The following is a 20,449-nucleotide window of genomic DNA, read 5'->3' as shown; positions in this document are numbered from 1 at the left end:
CAGGGTCACAAATGCTGCGCTCGGGGCTCTGGATCCCCGCCTGCGCGGGGATACGAGGACTGACGAAATGCCTCTCTACCTGAACGACGAACAGACGATGCTCCGCGACACCGCGAAGGACTTCGTCGCGGAACACGCCCCGCCCGCGCACCTGCGCACGCTGCGCGATGCGAAAGACCCGGCGGGCTTCAGCCGCGAGCTGTGGAAGTCCTTCGCCGAGATGGGCTTCACCGGCATCCTCATTCCCGAGAGCGATGGCGGCCTGGGCCTCGGCCATGTCGAGGCGGGCGTGGTGCTGGAGGAGATCGGCCGCAACCTGTCGCCCTCCCCGTTCCTGACGACGGCGGTCGCGGCGGTCGAGGGGTTGAAGGGCACCGCCCACGCCGCGCGCTGGTTCCCCGGCATCGCAGCGGGCGAGACGGTCGCGGCGCTCGCGATCGACGAGGCGCCGAAGCACCGCGCCGACATCGCCATGCGCGCCGAGCGCTCTGGCAACGGCTTCCGTCTGAGCGGCGCCAAGCGTTTCGTCACGCACGGTCATGTCGCCGACCTGCTGATCGTGGCCGCGCGCACCGCCGGGGCGGCAAGCGACGCCGAGGGCATCACCCTGTTCGCCGTGCCGAACGACGCCGCAGGCCTCACCGCGACACCCGAACGCCTGCTCGACAGCAGCATCGCCGCCCGCCTCGACTTCGATGGCGTGGAGGTCGATGCCGACGCGGTCATCGGCGACGTCGATGGTGGCGGCGTGCAGCTCAAACGCATCCTCGCCGCCGGGCGTACCGGCGCGTCTTCCGAACTGCTCGGTGTCGGCGGCGGCGCGATGGACATGACGATCGGCTATCTGCGCGAACGCAAGCAGTTCGGCACCGTCATCGGCAGCTTCCAGGCGCTGCAACATCGCGCCGCGCATCTCTACGCCGAAATGGAGGTCGCCCGCGCTGCCGTGCTGAAGGCACAACAACTGCTCGACGCCGGCGATGCGCGGGCGGACGGCGCAGTATCGGTCGCCAAGGCAATGACCGGCCTCGCCACCACGCTCGCGGTGCAGGAGGGCGTGCAGATGCACGGCGGCATCGGCATGACCGACGAATACGACATCGGCTTCTACATGAAGCGTGCGCGCGTTCTGGCGGAGATGTTCGGTGACACGAGCTTCCACGCTGATGCGCTGGCGCGGGCGGCGGGGTATTGACCTACCATCATCCTCCCCGGCACGGGCAGGAACGATGATGACTGACACGCCACCCCGCGCCGACACACCTGAAGCCCTCGTCGCGCAGCTCATCGACCTGCTCGACGTCGAGACGATCGACACCGACCTCTATCGCGGGCCGCGCCAGCCCGGCGGGGTCGGGCGGGTGTTCGGGGGACAGGTGATCGCGCAGGCGTTGCAGGCGGCGCAGCGCAGCGTGGAGGACAAGGCGGCGCATTCGCTCCACGCCTATTTCATGCGGCCGGGGGACGAGAATTTTCCGATCATCTACCGCGTCGTCCGCGACTTCGACGGCGGCAGCTTCGCCACCCGCCGCGTGATCGCGATGCAGAAGGGGCAGCCGATCCTGAACATGGCGGCGTCGTTCCAGCGCGCCGAGGACGGGCTGCACCATCAGGATGCGATGCCCGACGTGCCGGCGCCGGAGACGCTGCGGTCCGAATTCGACCTGCGCATGGAGACGATCGCGGCGATTCCGGAACGCCTGCGCCCGTTCTTCCTGCGTCCCCGTCCGATCGAGATGCGCCCGGTCATCGCACGCGACTGGCTGGAGCCAGCACCCAGCGAGCCAGTCCAGCACACGTGGTTCCGCGTCGGCGCTACCCTGCCCGACGATCCCGCGCTGCACCGTGCGATGCTGGCCTACGCCTCCGACATGGCGCTGCTCGGCACGGCGATGCTGCCGCACGGCGTCAACTGGCTGAGCCGCCGGATGCAGACCGCGAGCCTCGACCACGCCGTGTGGCTGCACGAACCGTTCCGTGCCGACGACTGGCTGCTCTATACGATGGACAGCCCGTGGGGCGGCCATGCGCGCGGGTTCAACCGCGGACGTATCTTCACGCGCGACGGGCGGCTGGTGGCCAGTACCGCGCAGGAGGGGCTGATGCGGATGCGGCCGGAAAAAGCGGAGGCCTGAGCCCCTACTCCCGCACCTTTCCCCGCCCGGCCTTGACGGCGGACCGCTTCGTTTTGCCGTCCATCCGCCGGGTTTGCGACCCCTTGGTCGGCTTGGTCGGGCGCCGCTTCTTCGGGACGATCGTCGCTTCACGGAGCATCGCGAACAGCCGCTCGCGCACCTCCGCGCGGTTGTCGTGCTGCGAGCGTGAGCCTTCGCTGCGCAACACGATGACGCCGTCCCGGGTCAGGCGCGAGCCGGCCAGTTCCACCAGCCGGTTCCGGACCGCGTCCGGCAAGGTGGAGGCGACGAGATCGAAGCGCAGGATGACCGCGCTGTCGGTGGTGTTGACGTGCTGTCCGCCAGCGCCGCCCGATCGCGTCGTACTCTCGATCAGCTCGCTGTCGTCGATGCTGATCGATCGGGTGATCGGGATCGCGACCATCTAACTCACACCACGAACCCCAGCGCGCCGAAGCGCGGCGGCAGCTTCGCCTCGGCCTCGACCGGCGGCTTGTTCGCGCGGGGCAGCGACAGGTACGCCGCGTGGAGCATCATCGCCGCCCCGCCGCGGCCGTAGACCGGATCGCCCATGATCGGCACGCCGAGCCCGGTCGCGGCATGGACGCGCAACTGATGCGTGCGCCCCGTCGCCGGCTCGAACCGGACGAGCGCGCGCCCATCGCGTACCTCGACCAGTTGCCAGTCGGTGCGCGCCGATTTCCCTTCCGGATCATGCACCATCCGCCAGCCCGCCTCGCGCGTACTGGTCTTGCCGAGCGGCAGGTCGATCGTTCCGCCCTCGCCCTCGGGCACGCCGTCGAGCACCGCCAGATAGCGCTTCGTTACCAACCCGCCCTCGAACGCCTGGCCGAACCGCTTCGCGGCATTGGCATTGCGCGCGAGCAGCAGGCAGCCGCTGGTGTCGCGGTCGATGCGATGGACGGGCTGCGGAAAGCGGTGAAAGCCGAAGGTCAGCTCACCCAGCATCGATTCGACGCTCGGCGTGCGATCGCGCGGGGAATCGACCGGCAGGCCCGCGGGCTTGTCGAGGACCATGGCCTCGCCGTCGAGGAAGATGATGGTGTCGGCGATCGTCGTCATCCCCGCCCCCTGCCACCAAGTGCGCCCTAGTGGAAGGCGTAGGCATCCATCGCCAGCACGCCGTAGGTATAGCTGTGGTGCAGCCGCTCGCCCGTCAGCGTCTCGCCGCCCGCACCGATCGCGGCGAACAACGGCAGGATATGGTCGGGCGTCGGATGATTGAGCCGACCGGCGGGCGCGCGCTCCACGGCGTGCAACACCGCATCGGTATCCCCCGCCGCAATACGCTCCGCCATCCAGTCGGCGAAGGCGGCGACCCAGTCGGGCGTTGCGGCATCGTGATCGCGACCCTCCGCGAAGATCGCACGGAGGTTATGCGTGAGACTGCCCGATCCCAGGATCAGCACGTCGTCGGCGCGCAGCGGCGCCAACGCGCGACCGATCGCGTGATGCCAGGCGGGCGGATGCCTGCTGCTGATCGACAGCTGCACGACCGGCACGTCGGCGTCCGGCCAGCCGAGCATCAGCGGCACCCACGCGCCATGATCCAGCCGCGCGCCGGATCGACCGTCACGGGAAAACCCGCGTCCGCGATGCGCCGCGCGATGTCGTCCGCCAGCGCCGGATGCCCTCGCGCCGGATAGCGCAGGTCGAACAGTGCCTGCGGAAAGCCGCCGAAGTCGTGGATCGTCGTCGGCGCCGCCACCGCGGTCACGACGCTGTCGGCCGTATCGTGATGCGCGGAGACGACGACGATCGCCCGCGGCTGCCCGAACCGCTGGCCCAGCCCGGACAGGAAGTCGCGGGCCGGGCTCGGCTCCAGCAGGATCATCGGTGATCCATGGCTGACGAATACCGCGGGCAGCATGGCGAATCAGCCGGCCAGCTTGCCGGCGACATGCGCCACGCGCTTGCCCTGATAGCGCGCGCCGTCCAGTTCGACCGCGCTCGGCTGGCGGCTGCCGTCGCCGCCGGCGATGGTCGAGGCGCCATAGGGTGTCGTGCCGTTCACCTCCGTAATGCCGTTGTGGCCTTCATAGCCATAGTCGAGCCCGACGATGGTCATGCCGAAGTGCAGCAGGTTGGTGATGATGCTGAACAGCGTCACTTCCTGCCCGCCATGCTGCGTCGCCGTGGAGGTGAACGCGGCACCGACCTTGCCGTTCAGCGCGCCCTTGTACCACAAGGCGCCGGCCTGATCCCAGAACGAGGCCATCTGGCTGGACATGCGGCCGAAGCGCGTCGGCGATCCGACGACGATCGCGTCATAGTTGGTCAGCGCCCCGACGCCCTCGATCAGCGGATGGCTGTCGTCGACCTGGAAGCCGGAGGCCTTCGCCACCTCGGCCGGTGCGGTTTCGGGCACGCGGCGCACGTCCACCTCGGCCCCGGCGGCACGCGCGCCCTCGGCGACGGCCTCCGCCATCTTCGCGATGTGGCCATAGGACGAATAATAGAGGACGAGGATTTTCGGCATGGGTCGGGTCTCCGGAAAGGGAACATGGGGTGGCCCGCCGCGCGTGGGGAACGCGCGCCGGGCCGGGGGGGAGGCTTATTCGCTGTCGACGAGGACGATCTCGCTGTCCTCGACGGCGGTGATGGTAACGGTCTGGCCGCCGGTCAGTGCCGCACCGTCGCGCGCGGAAAAGCAAACGCCGTCGATGTCCACGCCGCCGGTCGCGGGGACGAGGTAGACATGACGCCCTTCGCCGATCGCGTGGGTCACGCTCTCGCCCGCCGCCAACGTCGCGGCGGCGACACGGGCTTCGGCCCGGATCGGCAGCGCGCCGTCGGCGATCTCGTCCTCGAAGCCGCTGGCCAGCACGATGAGCTTGCCGGACCGGTCGCCCTTCGGGAACGGCTTTGCCCCCCAGGACGGCGCGCCGCCGCGGGTGCGCGGTTCGATCCAGATCTGGAACAGCGTCGTCGTGTCGCCCTCCAGATTATACTCGGCATGCTGCACGCCGGTGCCGGCCGACATCACCTGCACGTCGCCCGCACCGGTGCGGCCGCGATTGCCCAGCGAATCCTGATGCGTGATCGCGCCCGAGCGGACGTAGGTGATGATCTCCATGTCGCGATGCGGATGCGGCGGGAAGCCGGAGTTGGCGGCGATGGCATCGTCGTTCCAGACGCGGATCGCACCCCAGCCCATCCGCTTCGGATCGTGATAGTTGGCGAAGCTGAAGTGATGGCGCGCGTCGAGCCAGCCATGGTTGGCATGGCCCAGCGTCTCGAACGGGCGGCGGTCGATCGTCGTGGTGGCGGTGCCGAGCATGGGTCGAAACTCCATTGGGTTGCCGCCAATGTAGGTCGCCGGAACATCGCGTAAATGGAAACGTTGGAAACGGATTGTTTCGGATTATAAGGAGGTCGAACCGGAGGTCTGCTCAATGCGTCTACCCGATTTCGAAGCTTGGGCGATTTTCGCCTGCGTGGTCGAGCATCGCTCGTTTAGCGCCGCAGCGGACGCGATCGGGGTGAGCAAGGCGACGGTGTCGAAGGCGATCACCCGGCTGGAGGCGTCGCTCGGCACCACCCTGTTCCACCGCACGTCGCGCCGCCTGTCGCTGACCGACAGCGGCGCCGCGCTTGCCGAGCGCGCCGGACGCATCCTGGCAGAGGCACGCGCCGCCGAAGACAGCGCGCGCGACGCCGCCGCAGCACCGGCAGGTCTGGTGCGGATCGCGGCACCGATCACCTTCGGCATCCGCTTCGTCGCCCCCGCCGTCGCCGATCTGCTGGCCGACCAGCCGGGCATCGAGATCGACCTGCGCCTGTCCGATTCGCGCACCGATATCGTCGCCGAAGGCTTCGACATCGCGCTGCGCATCGCCGACTTGCCTGACAGTTCGCTGCGGTCGCGCCGGTTGGCGCCGGTCACCGTCCGGGTGGTGGCGGCACCAGCCTATCTCGCCGCGCACGGCACCCCGCGACACCCCGCCGAACTCGGGCAGCACGCCTGCTTCTCCTACGCCAACGCGATCGGCACCTGGCATTTCCGCAACTTGGACGGCGAGGAAGCATCGGTACGCCCCGCCGGCCCGCTGACCACCGACAACGGCGATGCGATGATGCCGGCATTGTGCGCAGGTCTGGGCATCGCGCGCCTGCCAGACTTCATCGTCGACACCGAGATCGCCGCCGGACGCCTGGTCGAGATCCTCCCCGACTGGCGCCCGAGCGGCATCGCGCTCAACCTGATGACGCCGCCCAGCCCGCTGCGCCCCGCGCGGGTGGAAGTAGTGATCGCCTTTCTGGCGGAGCGGTTCCGCCAGATCTGTGCCGAGGTTGCCGGGTCCGGCGCGCGGCCGGACCCGGAGTAGGATCAAAACTTGGTTTCGACGCCGATCGTGAACGAGCGCAGCCGCGGATCGGCGACGCGCGGCTCCCACGATCCGCCCGCACCGGTGTTGCCGTCATAGGTGATGGCGAACGGCGGATCGGTGTCGAACAGGTTGCGTATACCGGCCGTGATCTTGAAGTTCGGCGACAGCCCCGTGTACGACGCCGACAGGTTGTAGATGATGTATTCGTTGACGAACCGGTTGTAGCCGGGCCGCGTGACCGTCCCGGCGAGGATGCCGGGCAGCACGCCGTTCCTGTATCCGTCACGATAGATCTGGCTGAGCGACAGTGTGAAGTCGTTCGTCGAATAGTTGACGAACGCGGTGTGCTTCCACTTCAGGCCCAGATCGCCCGCAAAGGAGAACACGCCGATCAGGCTCGGGCCGTAAGCCGAGCTTTCGGTCAGCTTTTCGCGCTTCTTCAGCAGGTAGGTGCCGTCAAGCCCGGCCGCGATCCGGCCGCCCAGCACGTTGTCGAACCCGCCGCGCAGGCTGACTTCCAGACCCTGAGTGCGACGCGCGCCGGCGTTGATGACGCGATTGTCGAGATCGGTGATCGTGCCATTCGCGTCACGGATGAAGCGTTCCTCGAACAGCGCGGCGTTTTGGATCAGCTGGGTCAGCGTTAGATTGGTGATCGTATTGTCGACGGCGATGCTCCAGAAATCGACGGACGCGCTGAACAGACGCGCAGGCTGGAAGACGACGCCGACGTTGAACTGCTTGCTCGTCTCAGGCCCGATCTGAAGATTGCCGCCGGTCAGAATTTCCGGTCGAATGAACGCGCAGGCCGGATTGCTGGTGTTCGGCACGAACGTCGGACACTTGATCGGATCGACGAGATCGCTGCCCGAATAGGGCGATTCGGTGACGCCGTTGAAGATCTGGTTGAACGCCGGGACGCGGAAACCGGAGTTGTACGAGCCGCGGAACATCAGCCATTCGATCGGTCGGAACATCACCGACACCTTCGGATTGAAGGTGCTGCCGAAGCCCGTGTAGTCGTCGACGCGGCCCGCCGCCGTCATTTCCAGCTGCTCGGCCAGCGGGAACAACACCTCGGCATAGGCCGCCTTCACGTTGCGGGTCTTGGGCGTCAGCGCGTTCACCGCGTCGAACGCCGCGAGGAAGATGACCGGGCCCGTCGCCGATGCCGGCGTGCCGTTGAACGAATAGGTTTCGCGGCGATAGTCGACGCCGGCTGCCATCTTCACCTCCCGGCCGCCCCACAGCGAGAACAGCGACCCCGACACCGAACCGTCGAACTGCTTCACCTCATACTGGCCGCCGTACAGCTGCTGACCGAATGCCGAAATCGCCGCCAGCCCGGCCTTCGCCGCATCGGACTGATTCACGCTGAACGGGTTGATGATCCCGCTGTTCAGCAGGCCGAGCAGACCCGGGGCGGTCGCACCCGGCGCGGTCGGAGCGGTCGGATCGGGAGCGTTCGCCGCCGTCGTGCCGCGATAATAATAGCCGCTGCCCAGCACCGACGACGACTCGCTCTTCGCGTAGGATGCACCAGCCCGATAATCCCAGCTGCCGCCAATGGGCCCTTCTGCACCCAGCGCGACGCGGAAGGTGCTGGTATCGGTCACATATTCGCGCGGGCCGCATTCGATGCAGCGCCAGCGATAGGCGATCGGCTTGCCGTAATTACCGACCGCATCGACGGTCCGGTCGCCGACCGCGCCGACTGCGGGAAACACCGCTGCGATGCGATCGTACACGCTGTTGTACGTGCTCGCCGTGATGGCGTTGAGGGGATAGGCGACCTGCAGGTTGGTCGTGTTTCCGGAAATTTGAGCGTTCGAGAAGCGCTTGGCCGATGTCGCCTTCGATCCGGTGACCTCGACCGAAATATCATGCGCGCCACCGAGCCGGACGACACCGCGGCCAAAATAGGTCAGCGTCTCGATCGGCTGCTGCAACACGGCGGCACGGCCTGTGTCCCAAGCGCACGCATAACGCGCGCCCGGCGCGTTCCATAGTTGTTCATCATACGCCAGACCACCATCGACGGACGTACACCCCGCCCCGCCCGGCAGGTCGAGTATGTTGATTCCCCCGTTGGCCAGCGTCGTCGTTCCCGGGAAGGTCAGGTTGGACAGATAGAATGGGCTGGTCGTCGTCGTGCTGCCCAGCAAGGTGCCGGTCGGGAAGAAGGTCGCGCTGGGGTTTAGCGGAAAGGCCGTCGCGATCGGCGTCCCGCGCGTGTCGATCGACAGGCCGCGCTCTGGCTGGTTGCCGTTCTGGAACGACCGGTTCGCCCCCAGCAAAGCCTGGTTCCAGCTCTTGGCGACCGATGCCATGACGTTGAAACCGTCTTCCTTCAGGTCGCCGTGCCCGACGATCCCGCTGACGCGATAGATGTTGGCGTCGCCACGCTCGGTCGCATCAACGAAGCCCTGCAGCCCCAGACCTTCGTAATCCTTGCGCGTGATAAAGTTGATGACGCCGCCGACCGCATCGGTGCCATAGATCGCCGACGCGCCGTCCTTCAGGACCTCGACGCGCTCGATCGCGGCGAAGGGGATCTGGTTCACGTCGACGGCACCGCCGGTCAGGCCGTGCGCAGCGACGCGGCGACCGTTGAGCAGGACCAGCGTGGCGGCCGCGCCCTGCCCGCGGAGGTTGGCGGCGGACAGACCGTTGGTGCCACGCTGCGCACCGCTGGTAACGTCGGCGTTGGACGCGAGGTTGTCCGCGCCCGACCCGTTGGTGCTCAGGAACATCACCAGCTGCTCGGGGCTGCTGATACCGTTGCGCTCGATTTCTGCGTTCGTGATGATCTGCAAGGGGAGCGCCGACCGGTTCGGATCCTGCTTGATGCGCGACCCCGTCACCAGAATATCGCCGCCGTCGTCGGTCCGGTTGGTCAGCCCTGCCCCGGTCTGCGGTGTCGCCGCGCCGGTGGGCGTGGCGGCGGGCGGCGTTACGCCATCCGTCGACACCTGCGCCCACGCGGGCTGGACCAGCATGGCAGTGGACAGGAACAGCGCTGCCTTCAATGTCTTCATGTCGTAACCCCCTGGCGGCACCGATGGCCGGCGGACCGCGACCCCCGTCGGTCGGTCCGTGCGTTGTTGAGGCTAGCGCGCACCCGATGGTTTACAACTGTCGATGTCGCTTCCGCGAGCGTTCCGTCGCGGGTGACACATTTCCGCAACAATGCTGATCAGTCCGCTTTGGGGCCGTGGGCGAGCGATCCGCGATTCCAGCAGGTTAGGAAGAAATTAACCTTTTGCCTTCAGAGGTGCTTAGGTTAATGAATCTTCCGGACGTCGCCGGGGTGAGGGAAACCCACGGTGTCGTCATCGGCAAGGGGACTGCGAATGCGCGTATTGCTGATCGAGGACGAGCCGACGACCGCCAAGGCGATCGACCTCATGCTGACGACCGAAGGGTTCAACGTCTACAGCACCGATCTGGGCGAGGAAGGCCTCGATCTGGCCAAGCTGTACGACTACGACATCATCCTGCTCGATCTGCACCTGCCCGACATGCACGGCTATGACGTGCTGAAGAAGGTGCGCGTCGCGCGCATCCAGACGCCGGTGCTGATACTGTCAGGCAACGCCGAGATGGATTCGAAGGTCCGCAGCTTCGGCTTCGGTGCCGACGACTACGTGACCAAGCCGTTCCACCGCGAGGAACTGGTCGCCCGCATTCAGGCCGTCGTCCGCCGTTCGAAGGGTCATTCGCAGTCGGTCATCAAGACCGGCAAGCTGGCCGTGAACCTGGATGCCAAGACCGTCGAGGTCGACGGCGCCCGCGTCCACCTGACCGGCAAGGAATATGCGATGCTGGAGCTGCTGTCGCTCCGCAAGGGCACGACGCTGACCAAGGAAATGTTCCTCAACCACCTGTATGGCGGGATGGACGAGCCGGAACTGAAGATCATCGACGTCTTCATCTGCAAGCTGCGCAAGAAGTTGAGCATGGCATGCGGTGGCGAGAATTACATCGAGACGGTCTGGGGCCGCGGCTATGTGCTGCGCGAGCCGGATGGCGCAATCCTGGCTGAGCCGGAGTCGGCAGTCGCCTGACACACCCGAGTCGATCGACACGAGACAGGGGTCGCCGTTCCAGGGGGGAGCGGCGGCCCCTTTTCGTTGCGATTCGACAATAACGCGCGATTGAGTCAATCTTCCAGGCGATCGACGGATCTTGGGGGAAAGAAGCCGTGCCGTATCGTCATGCCTGGATGTTCGTCGTCGCGTTGTTCGCGCTGGCCATCGTCGCCTTCTGGCGCAGCTACTTCGGCGTCTTCGCGACCGCGCCCACCGGGTTCCACATCCACGGAATCACTGCAGCGATCTGGATGCTGCTGCTGCTCGCCCAAAGCGCGACCGGCGGATCGGGGCGGCTGGCGATCCACCGCTCACTAGGCCTCGCCACCTTCGTGGCCGTACCACTCTTCGCGGCCGGAGCCGCCGGCGTCATCCATTCGATGGCGGCCTCGACCGTGGGGGGCAATCCTTTCTACGCGCTATGGGGCGCTGGGCTGGCGGTGTTCGATCTGCTGGCGTTCGCCGCATTTCTTGCCGCCACCGGGCTGGCGCTACGGCACCGGCGCAGCGTCTGGCTCCACGCCGGCTATATGATGTCGACCGGGCTGCTGCTGGTCAGCCCGGCACTGGGGCGCTTCCTCAACCAGTTCATGCCGGGACTGCTGATCCGCGGTCCAGCCGACTTCGGTCTGTTCCGTTATGGCATGCATCTGTCCAACGCCATCGTCGTCGGCATCGCGGTGTGGGCGTATCGCCGCAACCCGCGCTACGGGCGACCTTGGGCGATCGTCGGTGCGCTGACCATCGTGCAGTCGATCGGGTTCGAGCTGCTCGGCGCGATGCCGGCGTGGCGCGTGGCGTTCGAATCGATCGCGCGTTTGCCGCTCGCCGCCGTGCTGGTCGCCGGTGCGACACTCGGCGTGGTTGTCACCTGGCTGGGCTGGACTGCGGGCACGAAGAAGCGCGCCACCGTCGTGACGGCCTGACCCGCGTCTATTTCCGCTCCCACATCTTCTCACCGCCGACCCACGTCTCGAGCACCTTCGTCGCGCGCAGGTCGGTCGGGCTCGCCATCGTCGGATCGCGGTCGACGATCAAGAAGTCGGCGCGCTGGCCGGGCGCCAGCGTTCCGAAGCGATCCTCGGCGAAGCCCGCATAGGCGGCATCGACGGTGAACGCCTTCCACGCCTGTTCGCGGCTGACCCGCTCCTCCGGGCGCCACCCGCCGAGCGGCTGGCCGGTCGCATCCTCGCGCGTCATCGCCGTCGCCCAGCCGACGAACGGGTTCGGGCTCTCGACCGGATAGTCCGACCCGAAGGCGAGCCGCGATCCGTTGCGCAGCATCTGCCCCCAGGCATAGGCGCCGCCCAGCCGCGCCGGCCCCAGCCGCGCCTCGGCCATGCGCCAGTCGCTCGCTTCATGCACCGGTTGCATCGACGCGATCACGCCGTTCCGGCCGAAGCGTGGCAGGTCGACCGGATCGACGATCTGCGCATGTTCGATCCGCCAGCGCCGGTCGCCCTTGTAGCTGCCGGCCAGTTCGTCGATCGCGTCGAGCACCTGCGCATTGGCACGGTCGCCGATCGCGTGGACGGCGATCTGGAAATTGTCCATCGCCCCGCGGCTCATCAGGTTGAGCAGCTGGTCGTCCTTCAGGAAGCCCAGCCCCGAATTGCCCGGCGCGTCGGCATAGGGCGCCTTCAGCCACGCGCCGCGCGAGCCGAGCGCGCCGTCGGCATAAAGCTTGATCCCTCCCATGCGCAGCCGGTCGGCGTACAGCCACGGCGTCGGACCGGTGCCGGCGACGCGGATTGCGGGCTCGACCCCGGCGGCATAGGACATGATGCGGATGCGTAGCGCGCCCTTGTCACCCATGCCGCGGTAGGTCAGCCAGTCGTCGACGCTGGTCCCCATGTCCGCCGTCGCGGTGACGCCGGTCGACAGCAACGCCTCCTGCGCCTTTAGGAACGCCGCATCGCGATCGCGCGGGGTGGGCGCCGGCAGCACCTTCTTCACCAGCTCCATCGCCGCATCGACCAGTACGCCGGTCGGCTGGCCGTTCGCACCCTTCTCGATCCGGCCGCCCGCCGGCGTCACGGTACGCGCGGTGATGCCGGCGGCCCGCAGCGCCGCGGTGTTGGCCCAGCCGGCATGGCCGTCCGCCCGCTCCAGCCAGACCGGCCGGTCGGCGACGACGGCATCCAGCTCGATTGCAGTGGGAAAGCGGCCGAGCTTCCACACTTCCTGGTTCCAGCCGCCGCCAAGGATCCACTTGCGCTGCGGATTGGCCGCCGAGAACGCCGCGATCTTCGCCTTGGCCGCGTCCAGCGACACGGTATCGAACAGGTCGAGCGACAGCGCGCGAAAGCCCAGGTCCATGACATGGCCGTGCGCGTCGATCATGCCCGGGATCGCCACCCGCCCCTTCATGTCGGCGCGCCAGTCGAGCCGCTCGGGCCGCTTGTCGCCGCGCTGCATAAGGCGGACGATCTTGCCGTCGAGCGACATCAGGATGCCGGAGAAGCGTACCACCTTGCCGCTACGGTCGAGTGCCACACCATCGACATTGTCGATGAGGGCATCAGCCGACGCGGGTGCGGGCAGAACGGCGCATGCGGTCAGGAGCGAAATCGCGGCGATGTGCGTTTTCATGCGAAACGACTTGATCCGGCTGGTCATGGCGATGCCATATGAGCCGGAAAAGACTTTGGCGAGAGAGCGATGCGCATACGTCCGATCCTGACCCCGCTGGCCCTGACCGCATTGCTCGCAGCGTGCGGAACCCCGACCGAGAAGACCAGCACGTCCGACAACGCGGTCGTCGTCCGGGAAACCACTTCCCCCGCCCCGCCGACACCCGTCGCCACGCCGGTTCCCGCCGCAAAGGCGAGCGAGGTCGCCGAGGACACCAGCGACTTCACCTTCACCTACGCCTATCCGGCGAAGGCCGCCGCGATCCCGGCGCTGGCGACATGGCTGGACCAGGAGCGCAAGGATGCCCGCGCCAGCGTCGCGAAGGACGCGGGCGAAGCCCGACGCGATGCCGCCAAGGACGACTTCCCATTCCGCAAATATGATTCGACGACAAAATGGTCGATGGTGACGGACACGCCGCGCTTCCTTAGCCTGTCGGCCGAAACCTACGACTATACCGGCGGCGCGCACGGCTCGCCGGGCTTTCGCGCGGTCGTGTGGGACAAGCAGGACGGCCAGCGCATCGCGCCGACCGATGTCTTCGCGTCCGAGGCCACGCTCGAGAAGCTGCTCGCCGCGCCGATGTGCCGCGTGCTCGACGTCGAACGCGCCAAGCGCCGCGGTGCCCCGGTCGTACGCGACGACGACAGCTTCAACCAGTGTCCGAAGGTGTCGGAAGCGACGCTGATCCTGGGCTCGACCAACGGCCGCGCGGTCGATCGCATCGGGCTGCTGATCGGCCCCTATGTCGCCGGGTCCTATGCGGAAGGGTCGTACGACCTCACGCTGCCGGTGACGCCCGCCGTGATCGCCGCGGTGAAGCCCGCCTATCGCGCGGCGTTCGCCACGCGCTGAGCGCTACTTTGCCAGCCGCCGCACGAGCGCGCTGGTGTCCTGCCGCCCGCCGCCCATCGCCTGCACGTCGGCGTAATAGCCGTCGACCAGCCGCGCGATGTCCAGCGTCGCGCCGTTCGCACGCGCCTCGTCAAGCGCCAGCCCCAGATCCTTGCGCATCCAGTCGATCGCGAAGCCGAAATCGAATTCGTCCTTCGCCATCGTACCCCAGCGATTGACCATCTGCCAGCTCGACGCGGCACCACCGGAAATCGCCTCGAACACCGCATCCAGATCGAGGTTCGATTTCTGGGCGAAGCGCAGCGCCTCCGACAGGCCGGCGAGCACACCCGCGATCGCGATCTGGTTCGCCATTTTGGTCTGCTGCCCCGCCCCCGCCTCACCGACATGGACGATGCGCGCGGCATAGGCGTCGAGGATCGGGCGGGCCCGCTCGACGGCTATGCTGTCGCCACCGCACATGATCGACAGCGCGCCCTTCTCGGCCCCCGCCTGCCCGCCCGACACCGGCGCATCGACGACGCTTTCGCGCGCCGCGGCGAGTTCGCGCGCGATCGTCGCCGATACGGTGGTATGATCGACGAACAGCGCTTGCCGATCCATCGCCGCGAAGGCGCCGTCTTCACCAAGCGTCACCTGACGCAGGTTGTCGTCGTTGCCGACGCAGGTGATGACGACATCGGCGTCTCTCGCCGCCGCGGCAGGCGTATCCGCCACGGCCAGTCCGGTCGCCTCCGCCTTGGCGCGCGTGCGATTGAAGACGGTGACGTCGTGGCCGGCAGCCGCCAGATGGCGGGCCATCGGCGCGCCCATCACGCCGGTGCCGATGAATGCGATGCGTGACGGTGTAGGACTAGTCATGGCCGCGCTCGATAAGCGCCATTCCAACGACGCGCCAGATGCGATAGTCGCTCGCTCCATCATGGCTACCAAACCTGCCGCTACGGCGTCCGCCCTGCCCATCACCCTCGCCGACGTTCAGGCCGCGGCGGGGCGCATCGCCGGGCATGTTGTGCGGACGCCAACGCTGCATTCGAAGACGCTTTCGGCGCTGACCGGCGCCAATGTCTGGATCAAGTTCGAAAATCTTCAGTTCACCGCCGCCTACAAGGAGCGCGGCGCGCTCAACACGCTGCTACAGCTCGACGACGTGGCGCGGGCGAAGGGCGTGATCGCCGCCTCGGCCGGCAACCATGCACAGGGGCTCGCCTATCACGGCAACCGGTTGGGCGTACCCGTCACCATCGTCATGCCGCGCCTGACCCCGACGGTGAAGGTGATGCAGACCGAAGGCCACGGCGCGACCGTGATCCTCCACGGCGAGACATTCGACGCGGCGTACGAACACGCCCGCCAGTTGGAAGCGGAGCAGGATCTGACCTTCGTCCATCCGTTCGACGATCCTCGCATCATGGCGGGACAGGGCACCGTCGCGCTCGAGATGCTGGAGGATGTGCCGGAAATCGATACGCTGGTCGTCCCGATCGGCGGCGGCGGACTCATCTCCGGCATGGCGACGGTCGCGCGGGCGCAGTCGCGCGAGATCCGCATCGTCGGCGTGCAAGCCGAACTCTACCCCTCGATGTACAACCGCGTCCGCGGCACGCATCTCGAATGCGGCGGCGATACGCTGGCCGAGGGTATCGCCGTCAAGCAACCCGGCGGCCTGACCGCAACGGTGGTCGAGGCGCTGGTCGACGATATCGTGCTGGTCGGCGAACGCCGGCTGGAGGAGGCGGTCAGCCTGCTGCTCCAGATCGAAAAGACGGTGGCCGAGGGTGCCGGTGCCGCCGGCCTCGCCGCGCTGCTGGCGTTCCGCGACCGGTTCCAGGGCCGCACCGTCGGCATCGTCATCTGCGGCGGCAATATCGACACCCGCCTGCTTGCCAATGTGCTATTGCGCGACCTCGCCCGCTCGGGCCGCCTCGCCCGCCTGCGGATCAAGGTGCAGGATCGTCCCGGCACGCTCTATCAGGTCGCACGCATCTTCGAGCAGACCTCGGTCAACATCCTCGAACTGTCGCACCAGCGCATCTTCACAAACCTGCCGGCAAAGGGCCTCAGCCTCGACGTCGAATGCGAAACCCGCGACCGCGCCCATCTCGACCGGCTGCTGGCGGCACTGCGACAGGAAAAATACGACGTCAGCCTCGTCGAGCTGGCGTAGCCGGCCGGCACGTTAACCCATATTCGTGGTTAAGGCGCTTTTCACACCTTTTCGGAACCGCCATATGGGTTGCCAAGCGGCCATTCCGGGCCGCGACGTGAGGTTCATCCGGTGACGGCACCCTTTCGCTATCCGCGGTTCTTCGTCACCAGCCCCTCCCCCTGCCCCTATCTGCCGGGGCGGGAGGAGCGGAAGGTCTTCACGGAGCTGAACGGCGTCCATGCCGGCGAGCTGAACGATGCGCTGGGCCGTATCGGCTTCCGCCGCAGCCAGTCGGTCGCCTACCGCCCGTCGTGCGCAGGCTGCACCGCCTGCGTGTCGGTGCGCGTCGTCACCGGCGGGTTCCAGCCCAACGCCAGCCAGCGCAAGCTCATCAAGCGCAACGCCGATCTGGAGGTCCACGCCTGCCGCCCCTGGGCGACCGACGAGCAGTATGAGCTGCTGCGTGCCTATCTCGGCACGCGCCATCCCGGCGGCGGCATGGCGATGATGGACGAGAGCGACTTCGCCGACATGGTCGAGCAGAGCCCGGTCACCAGCTTCGTCGTCGAATATCGCGAACCCTCGATCGACGGGCGCCGCGGCAAGCTTGTCGGGGCCTGCATCACCGATCAGCAGGCCGATGGCCTGTCGATGATCTACAGCTTCTTCGACAGCGGTCCCGATGCCCGCCCGGGCCTCGGTAACTTCATCATCCTCGACCACATCCTGCGCGCCCATTCCGCCGGCCTCGACTATGTCTATCTCGGCTATTGGGTGAAGGGGTCACAGCGGATGGAGTACAAGGCCCGCTATCGCCCGATCGAGGCGCTCGGCCCCGACGGGTGGTCGTCGTTCGATCCCGATGTCGACCCTGCCCCCGGCCATGCGCCGCGGATGCGCGAACTGGTCTGAGCGCGGCGGCGAACTACTCGACGGCCTCGACCTGCACATCCACGTCGAGCTGCTCGGCGCCCGCCCCAATCCGCTGACCCGCCAGGGGCGCAGCGCCGGCGGCGTCGAGCCCGACCGCGACCCGCACATAGTCCCGATCCGCAGAGATCCCGCGCGACCCGTCGAACGCGACCCAGCCCACGCCCTCGACATAGGCTTCCATCCAGGCATGCGGGGCATGCGCCGCCCCGTCCTGATTGCGCAGATAGCCCGACACATAGCGCCCCGGCACATGCGCGACATGCGCCATCGCTATCATCATGTGCGCGAAATCGCGCGGCGCGGCGTCTTCACGCGCGAACGCCTCGCCCGCGGTCAGACCATCGTCGTGATGCTTCTCGACGACCGCGAACCTCTGGTGCAGCGCCGCACAGAACCGGTGAAGCTGGTCGAGTTGATCCCGCGCCCCGACCGCGATATCGGCGGCAAAGGCGAGGAAGTCGAGCGACGTGCGGATCCGCGCGCCCTCTCGACAAAACAGCGCCGGGGGCAGCGGCTCCGGCACGCCGCGCACGATGCCGGTGTCGCTCGCCGTCAGCACCTCGCCGCGCACATGCACCTCGATCCCGTCGAGCGGCCCGTCGGCGTAGAGCATGGTCACGATATTGCCAAAGCCGTCGCGCGCCTCGCGCAACCGGGCATCGCAATCGACCCCGATGTGCCAATGCACCACCGTCTGGTCGGTCGAATCCTGCGGCGTCAGGCGCATCAGCTGCACCAGCCGATCCTGCGGCTTCGAGAAGCGATAGCGGGTGACGTGATCGACGAGGATGCGCATCAGGAAAACCGGAACTGGCGGGCGATCGCGGCGTGCAGCCGCTCGTTCTCCGCGATGAAGTCGCGCAGATATTCGTGCAGCCCCGCGACGATCACCGCATGGCTGCGCGTCCGCTGCATCGTCGACAGGCGCGCGCGCGCCATGCGGTCGGCCTCGCCATGCAGGCCGGTGCGCTTACCGAGCAGGGTCAGCACCTCCACCACCTCCTCGGTCGCGCCGGCCAGGCTGCGCGGCAGCTCGAACCGCACCGTCAGCAGGTCGATGACCAGCGATGGCTTCAGCCCCTCACTGTACAGCCAGCGATAGGCGGTGACGGCGGACACGACCTGCAGGATCGTCGTCCACTGATCGCGATCGACGATGCCGCCGACTCGCTCGCCCTCGGGCAGCAGCAGGTGATATTTGACGTCGAGCAGCCGCGCGGTGTTGTCCGCCCGCTCGATCGCCGCGCCCAGCCGAATGAACCACGTCGCCTGATTGCGCATCATCCAGTGGGTCGCGCCCTCGAACCCGCGCGTCTCGGCCTTCACCGCCTCGACCAGTGCCAGCGGCGCCATCGTCGTCGCCGGCCGCCCGCGCGCGTTGAAGATCAGCCACGCCCGATTGATCGCCGTCCAGGCGTCGCGGGTCAGCGCGGTGCGCACCGCCTTGGCATTGTTGCGCGCCATGTCGAGGCAGGCGGCGATCGAGCCGCCGTTGGCGGTATCGGTGGTCAGGAAGCGCGTGACGTTGGCGGCGGTCAGCTCCTGCCCCGTCGCCGCGAACACCTCGTCGGAATAGGTCACCGACAGGGTCGACGCCCACGCCGCCTCGCCCGCCGGACGCGGCGACAGCGCGTCCAGCCGGATCGTCGCCTCGACCAGCCGCGCGGCGAAATCCGCACGCTCGATATAGCGCCCCAGCCAATAGAGCGACGCCGCGGTGCGCGAAAGCATCATGCGCCCGCCCCTTGCGACTGGCTCATCCCGCCCATCGTCTGCGTCTGTGTCGGCGCGCACGTTTCCGGTAGCAGCACGAAACTGTCCTTGGTCCCGCCGCCCTGGCTGGAGTTCACGACCAGCGACCCTTCCTTCAGCGCGACGCGCGTCAGCCCGCCCGGCACGACGCGGGTCATGTCGCGCCCGGTCAGCACGAACGGGCGGAAATCGACGTGGCGCGGCGCCAGCCCGAGCTCTGTCATCGTCGGCACGGTCGACAGCGCGAGCGTCGGCTGCGCGATATAGCGGTCGGGCGCGGCGACCAGCGCGGCGCGGAACGCGTCGATCTCCCCGCGGCTCGCGGTCGGGCCGACCAGCATGCCGTAGCCGCCCGAACCATCGACCAGCTTCACGACCAGCTCATCCAGATGGTCGAGCACGTACTTCAGCGAATCCGGCTCTCGGCAGCGGAACGTCTGCACGTTGGGCAGCTTCGCATCGCGCCCCGAATAGAAGCGGACGATCTCGGGCATGTAGCTGTAGATGGCCTTGTCGTCGGCAATCCCGTTGCCCGGCGCGTTGATGAGCGCGACATTGCCCGCGCGATACGCCGCCATCAGTCCGGGCACGCCCAGCAACGAATCCGGGCGGAACACCAGCGGGTCGAGGTAATCGTCGTCGATGCGGCGATAGATCACATCGACCTTCACCCGCCCGCCGATCGTGCGCATCCACACGACGTCGTCGTCGACGACCAGGTCGACCGATTCAACCAGCTCGACACCCATCGAATCGGCAAGGAAGCTATGTTCGTAATAGGCGGAGTTGAAGTGGCCGGGCGTCAGCACGACGCACACCGGGTTTTGCCCCGCACCGGCGGGCGCGACCGATCGCATCGTCTCCAGCAACATGTCGGGATAGCTGTCGACCGCCGCGACGCGGAATTCGCGGAACAGCTCCGGGCACAGGCGGATCAGTGCTTCGCGGTTCTCGAGCATGTACGACACGCCCGACGGCGTGCGGGCATTGTCCTCCAGCACGAAGAACTCGTCCGGTCCGGTGCGCACACAGTCGATACCGCAGATATGCGCCCAGATGCCGTGCGGCGGCCGCGCGCCGGCGATCTCCGGCCGGAACTGCGGGTTCTGATAGACAAGGTCGGGCGGCAGCACGCCCGCGCGCAGGATTTCCCGCGCACCATAGATGTCGTCGAGGAACGCGTTGATCGCGCCGACCCGCTGGATCAGGCCTTCGCTCAGGCCACTCCATTCGTTCGCGGTGAAGATGCGCGGCACGATGTCGAACGGAATGATGCGCTCGCCCGCATCGACGTCGCCATAAACCGCGAAGGTGATACCCAGCTGCCGGAACGTCGCCTCGGCGGCGGCGGTCATCCGGTCCATCTCGGCCGGCGGTGTCGTCTCGAGCCAGCGCCCGAGCGCGGCGAATTCGGGACGGACGCCATTCGGCCCGCCGTGTCCCCGGATTTCGTCGAATGCGCCCCCTGATACCATCAGGACGAAGAAAGCTGCGGTGTCGTCATAAGTTGCATGCTGCCGTCACATTGTGCGGCGCACAAGCAAAGAT

Annotated in this window: 20 protein-coding genes; 8 read left to right on the top strand and 12 right to left on the bottom strand. The window is 67.4% G+C overall.

Translation table 11 applies throughout. The features are described from left to right. The first annotated feature begins 67 nt into the window (after positions 1 to 67). Both ACX40P_RS07285 and ACX40P_RS07280 read left to right on the top strand, forming a co-directional pair. Positions 68 to 1,195 (top strand): acyl-CoA dehydrogenase family protein, encoded by a 1,128-nt coding sequence (locus ACX40P_RS07285; RefSeq protein WP_459125655.1) that lies wholly within the window; start codon positions 68 to 70, stop codon positions 1,193 to 1,195. Between the two features lie 37 nt (positions 1,196 to 1,232). After that, complete coding sequence (locus ACX40P_RS07280; RefSeq protein WP_459125654.1) at positions 1,233 to 2,135, top strand: acyl-CoA thioesterase; 903 nt, start codon at positions 1,233 to 1,235, stop codon at positions 2,133 to 2,135. A gap of 4 nt (positions 2,136 to 2,139) precedes the next feature. Here ACX40P_RS07280 and arfB read toward each other — a convergent pair whose 3' ends face one another. The 6 genes from arfB to ACX40P_RS07250 form a co-directional block, all read right to left on the bottom strand. Beyond that, on the bottom strand, positions 2,140 to 2,559 hold the full coding sequence (gene arfB, locus ACX40P_RS07275) for an alternative ribosome rescue aminoacyl-tRNA hydrolase ArfB (protein WP_459125653.1): 420 nt from the start codon (positions 2,557 to 2,559) through the stop codon (positions 2,140 to 2,142). 5 nt (positions 2,560 to 2,564) lie between these two features. Continuing rightward, entirely contained in the window at positions 2,565 to 3,218 is a 654-nt protein-coding gene (locus ACX40P_RS07270; RefSeq protein WP_459125652.1) for an RluA family pseudouridine synthase, read from the bottom strand. A 26-nt stretch (positions 3,219 to 3,244) separates the two neighbouring features. Then, positions 3,245 to 3,682, bottom strand: a complete 438-nt coding sequence (locus tag ACX40P_RS07265; RefSeq protein ID WP_459126030.1) for a DODA-type extradiol aromatic ring-opening family dioxygenase — start codon at positions 3,680 to 3,682, stop codon at positions 3,245 to 3,247. Continuing rightward, the gene (locus ACX40P_RS07260) at positions 3,682 to 3,990 is read right to left on the bottom strand and encodes a dioxygenase family protein (protein ID WP_459125651.1); all 309 of its coding nucleotides are present in this window, start codon (positions 3,988 to 3,990) and stop codon (positions 3,682 to 3,684) included. The genes ACX40P_RS07265 and ACX40P_RS07260 overlap by 1 nt, the downstream gene beginning before the upstream one ends. 42 nt (positions 3,991 to 4,032) lie before the next feature. Further along, a complete protein-coding gene (wrbA, locus tag ACX40P_RS07255; protein WP_459125650.1) occupies positions 4,033 to 4,635 on the bottom strand; it encodes an NAD(P)H:quinone oxidoreductase in 603 nt (200 codons plus the stop codon). 75 nt (positions 4,636 to 4,710) lie between these two features. Continuing rightward, entirely contained in the window at positions 4,711 to 5,451 is a 741-nt protein-coding gene (locus tag ACX40P_RS07250) for a pirin family protein (RefSeq protein ID WP_459125649.1), read from the bottom strand. Between the two features lie 100 nt (positions 5,452 to 5,551). On the opposite strand from ACX40P_RS07250, the gene ACX40P_RS07245 reads away from it, so the two are divergent. Next, a complete protein-coding gene (locus ACX40P_RS07245) occupies positions 5,552 to 6,484 on the top strand; it encodes a LysR family transcriptional regulator (protein WP_459125648.1) in 933 nt (310 codons plus the stop codon). Positions 6,485 to 6,486: 2 nt separating this feature from the next. On the opposite strand, the gene ACX40P_RS07240 is transcribed toward ACX40P_RS07245, so the two are convergent. After that, a complete protein-coding gene (locus tag ACX40P_RS07240) occupies positions 6,487 to 9,525 on the bottom strand; it encodes a TonB-dependent receptor domain-containing protein (protein WP_459125647.1) in 3,039 nt (1,012 codons plus the stop codon). Between the two features lie 315 nt (positions 9,526 to 9,840). On the opposite strand from ACX40P_RS07240, the gene ctrA reads away from it, so the two are divergent. Then, the gene (ctrA, locus tag ACX40P_RS07235) at positions 9,841 to 10,554 is read left to right on the top strand and encodes a response regulator transcription factor CtrA (RefSeq protein ID WP_459125646.1); all 714 of its coding nucleotides are present in this window, start codon (positions 9,841 to 9,843) and stop codon (positions 10,552 to 10,554) included. A 137-nt stretch (positions 10,555 to 10,691) separates the two neighbouring features. After that, entirely contained in the window at positions 10,692 to 11,504 is an 813-nt protein-coding gene (locus tag ACX40P_RS07230; protein ID WP_459125645.1) for a hypothetical protein, read from the top strand. Positions 11,505 to 11,511: 7 nt separating this feature from the next. Here the strand turns inward: ACX40P_RS07230 and ACX40P_RS07225 are convergent, their stop codons facing one another. Beyond that, a complete protein-coding gene (locus ACX40P_RS07225) occupies positions 11,512 to 13,170 on the bottom strand; it encodes an amidohydrolase (protein WP_459125644.1) in 1,659 nt (552 codons plus the stop codon). 69 nt (positions 13,171 to 13,239) lie between these two features. Between ACX40P_RS07225 and ACX40P_RS07220 the strand changes: the two genes are divergently transcribed. Continuing rightward, the gene (locus tag ACX40P_RS07220; protein WP_459125643.1) at positions 13,240 to 14,067 is read left to right on the top strand and encodes a DUF4163 domain-containing protein; all 828 of its coding nucleotides are present in this window, start codon (positions 13,240 to 13,242) and stop codon (positions 14,065 to 14,067) included. A gap of 3 nt (positions 14,068 to 14,070) precedes the next feature. Here the strand turns inward: ACX40P_RS07220 and ACX40P_RS07215 are convergent, their stop codons facing one another. After that, complete coding sequence (locus ACX40P_RS07215; RefSeq protein ID WP_459125642.1) at positions 14,071 to 14,988, bottom strand: NAD(P)-dependent oxidoreductase; 918 nt, start codon at positions 14,986 to 14,988, stop codon at positions 14,071 to 14,073. Between the two features lies 1 nt (position 14,989). Between ACX40P_RS07215 and ACX40P_RS07210 the strand changes: the two genes are divergently transcribed. Together ACX40P_RS07210 and ACX40P_RS07205 are read left to right on the top strand one after the other, a co-directional pair. After that, positions 14,990 to 16,234: a threonine ammonia-lyase gene (locus ACX40P_RS07210; protein ID WP_459125641.1), complete on the top strand. Its 1,245-nt coding sequence runs from the start codon at positions 14,990 to 14,992 to the stop codon at positions 16,232 to 16,234. Between the two features lie 111 nt (positions 16,235 to 16,345). After that, on the top strand, positions 16,346 to 17,128 hold the full coding sequence (locus ACX40P_RS07205) for an arginyltransferase (protein WP_459125640.1): 783 nt from the start codon (positions 16,346 to 16,348) through the stop codon (positions 17,126 to 17,128). 13 nt (positions 17,129 to 17,141) lie between these two features. On the opposite strand, the gene ACX40P_RS07200 is transcribed toward ACX40P_RS07205, so the two are convergent. Genes ACX40P_RS07200 through ACX40P_RS07190 form a run of 3 tightly spaced genes read right to left on the bottom strand, consistent with a single transcriptional unit; the run spans position 17,142 to position 20,376 of the window. After that, positions 17,142 to 17,945 carry a transglutaminase family protein gene (locus ACX40P_RS07200; protein ID WP_459125639.1) on the bottom strand — a complete coding sequence of 268 codons (804 nt, stop codon included), beginning with the start codon at positions 17,943 to 17,945 and terminating at the stop codon, positions 17,142 to 17,144. After that, a complete protein-coding gene (locus ACX40P_RS07195; RefSeq protein ID WP_459126029.1) occupies positions 17,945 to 18,880 on the bottom strand; it encodes an alpha-E domain-containing protein in 936 nt (311 codons plus the stop codon). Before ACX40P_RS07195 ends, ACX40P_RS07200 begins: the two co-directional genes overlap by 1 nt. After that, positions 18,880 to 20,376 carry a circularly permuted type 2 ATP-grasp protein gene (locus tag ACX40P_RS07190; RefSeq protein ID WP_459125638.1) on the bottom strand — a complete coding sequence of 499 codons (1,497 nt, stop codon included), beginning with the start codon at positions 20,374 to 20,376 and terminating at the stop codon, positions 18,880 to 18,882. The genes ACX40P_RS07195 and ACX40P_RS07190 overlap by 1 nt, the downstream gene beginning before the upstream one ends. Positions 20,377 to 20,449: the final 73 nt, after the last annotated feature.

The organism is Sphingomonas sp. RS2018, from assembly GCF_054489605.1.
The sequence above is the reverse complement of the archived record's forward strand: the minus strand, read 5'-3'. Positions and strand labels throughout refer to the sequence as shown.

Bases quoted from the DNA above. Each gene is read 5' to 3' on its own strand.
- wrbA (WP_459125650.1), bottom strand. From the start codon at position 4,635: ATGCCGAAAATCCTCGTCCTCTATTATTCGTCCTATGGCCACATCGCG.
- ACX40P_RS07190 (WP_459125638.1), bottom strand. From the start codon at position 20,376: ATGGTATCAGGGGGCGCATTCGACGAAATCCGGGGACACGGCGGGCCG.
- ACX40P_RS07195 (WP_459126029.1), bottom strand. From the start codon at position 18,880: ATGCTTTCGCGCACCGCGGCGTCGCTCTATTGGCTGGGGCGCTATATC.
- ACX40P_RS07270 (WP_459125652.1), bottom strand. From the start codon at position 3,218: ATGACGACGATCGCCGACACCATCATCTTCCTCGACGGCGAGGCCATG.
- ACX40P_RS07250 (WP_459125649.1), bottom strand. From the start codon at position 5,451: ATGGAGTTTCGACCCATGCTCGGCACCGCCACCACGACGATCGACCGC.
- ACX40P_RS07280 (WP_459125654.1), top strand. From the start codon at position 1,233: ATGACTGACACGCCACCCCGCGCCGACACACCTGAAGCCCTCGTCGCG.
- arfB (WP_459125653.1), bottom strand. From the start codon at position 2,559: ATGGTCGCGATCCCGATCACCCGATCGATCAGCATCGACGACAGCGAG.
- ACX40P_RS07285 (WP_459125655.1), top strand. From the start codon at position 68: ATGCCTCTCTACCTGAACGACGAACAGACGATGCTCCGCGACACCGCG.
- ctrA (WP_459125646.1), top strand. From the start codon at position 9,841: ATGCGCGTATTGCTGATCGAGGACGAGCCGACGACCGCCAAGGCGATC.
- ACX40P_RS07260 (WP_459125651.1), bottom strand. From the start codon at position 3,990: ATGATCCTGCTGGAGCCGAGCCCGGCCCGCGACTTCCTGTCCGGGCTG.
- ACX40P_RS07265 (WP_459126030.1), bottom strand. From the start codon at position 3,682: ATGCTCGGCTGGCCGGACGCCGACGTGCCGGTCGTGCAGCTGTCGATC.
- ACX40P_RS07215 (WP_459125642.1), bottom strand. From the start codon at position 14,988: ATGGAGCGAGCGACTATCGCATCTGGCGCGTCGTTGGAATGGCGCTTA.
- ACX40P_RS07200 (WP_459125639.1), bottom strand. From the start codon at position 17,945: ATGCGCATCCTCGTCGATCACGTCACCCGCTATCGCTTCTCGAAGCCG.
- ACX40P_RS07220 (WP_459125643.1), top strand. From the start codon at position 13,240: ATGCGCATACGTCCGATCCTGACCCCGCTGGCCCTGACCGCATTGCTC.
- ACX40P_RS07240 (WP_459125647.1), bottom strand. From the start codon at position 9,525: ATGAAGACATTGAAGGCAGCGCTGTTCCTGTCCACTGCCATGCTGGTC.
- ACX40P_RS07245 (WP_459125648.1), top strand. From the start codon at position 5,552: ATGCGTCTACCCGATTTCGAAGCTTGGGCGATTTTCGCCTGCGTGGTC.
- ACX40P_RS07225 (WP_459125644.1), bottom strand. From the start codon at position 13,170: ATGAAAACGCACATCGCCGCGATTTCGCTCCTGACCGCATGCGCCGTT.
- ACX40P_RS07210 (WP_459125641.1), top strand. From the start codon at position 14,990: ATGGCTACCAAACCTGCCGCTACGGCGTCCGCCCTGCCCATCACCCTC.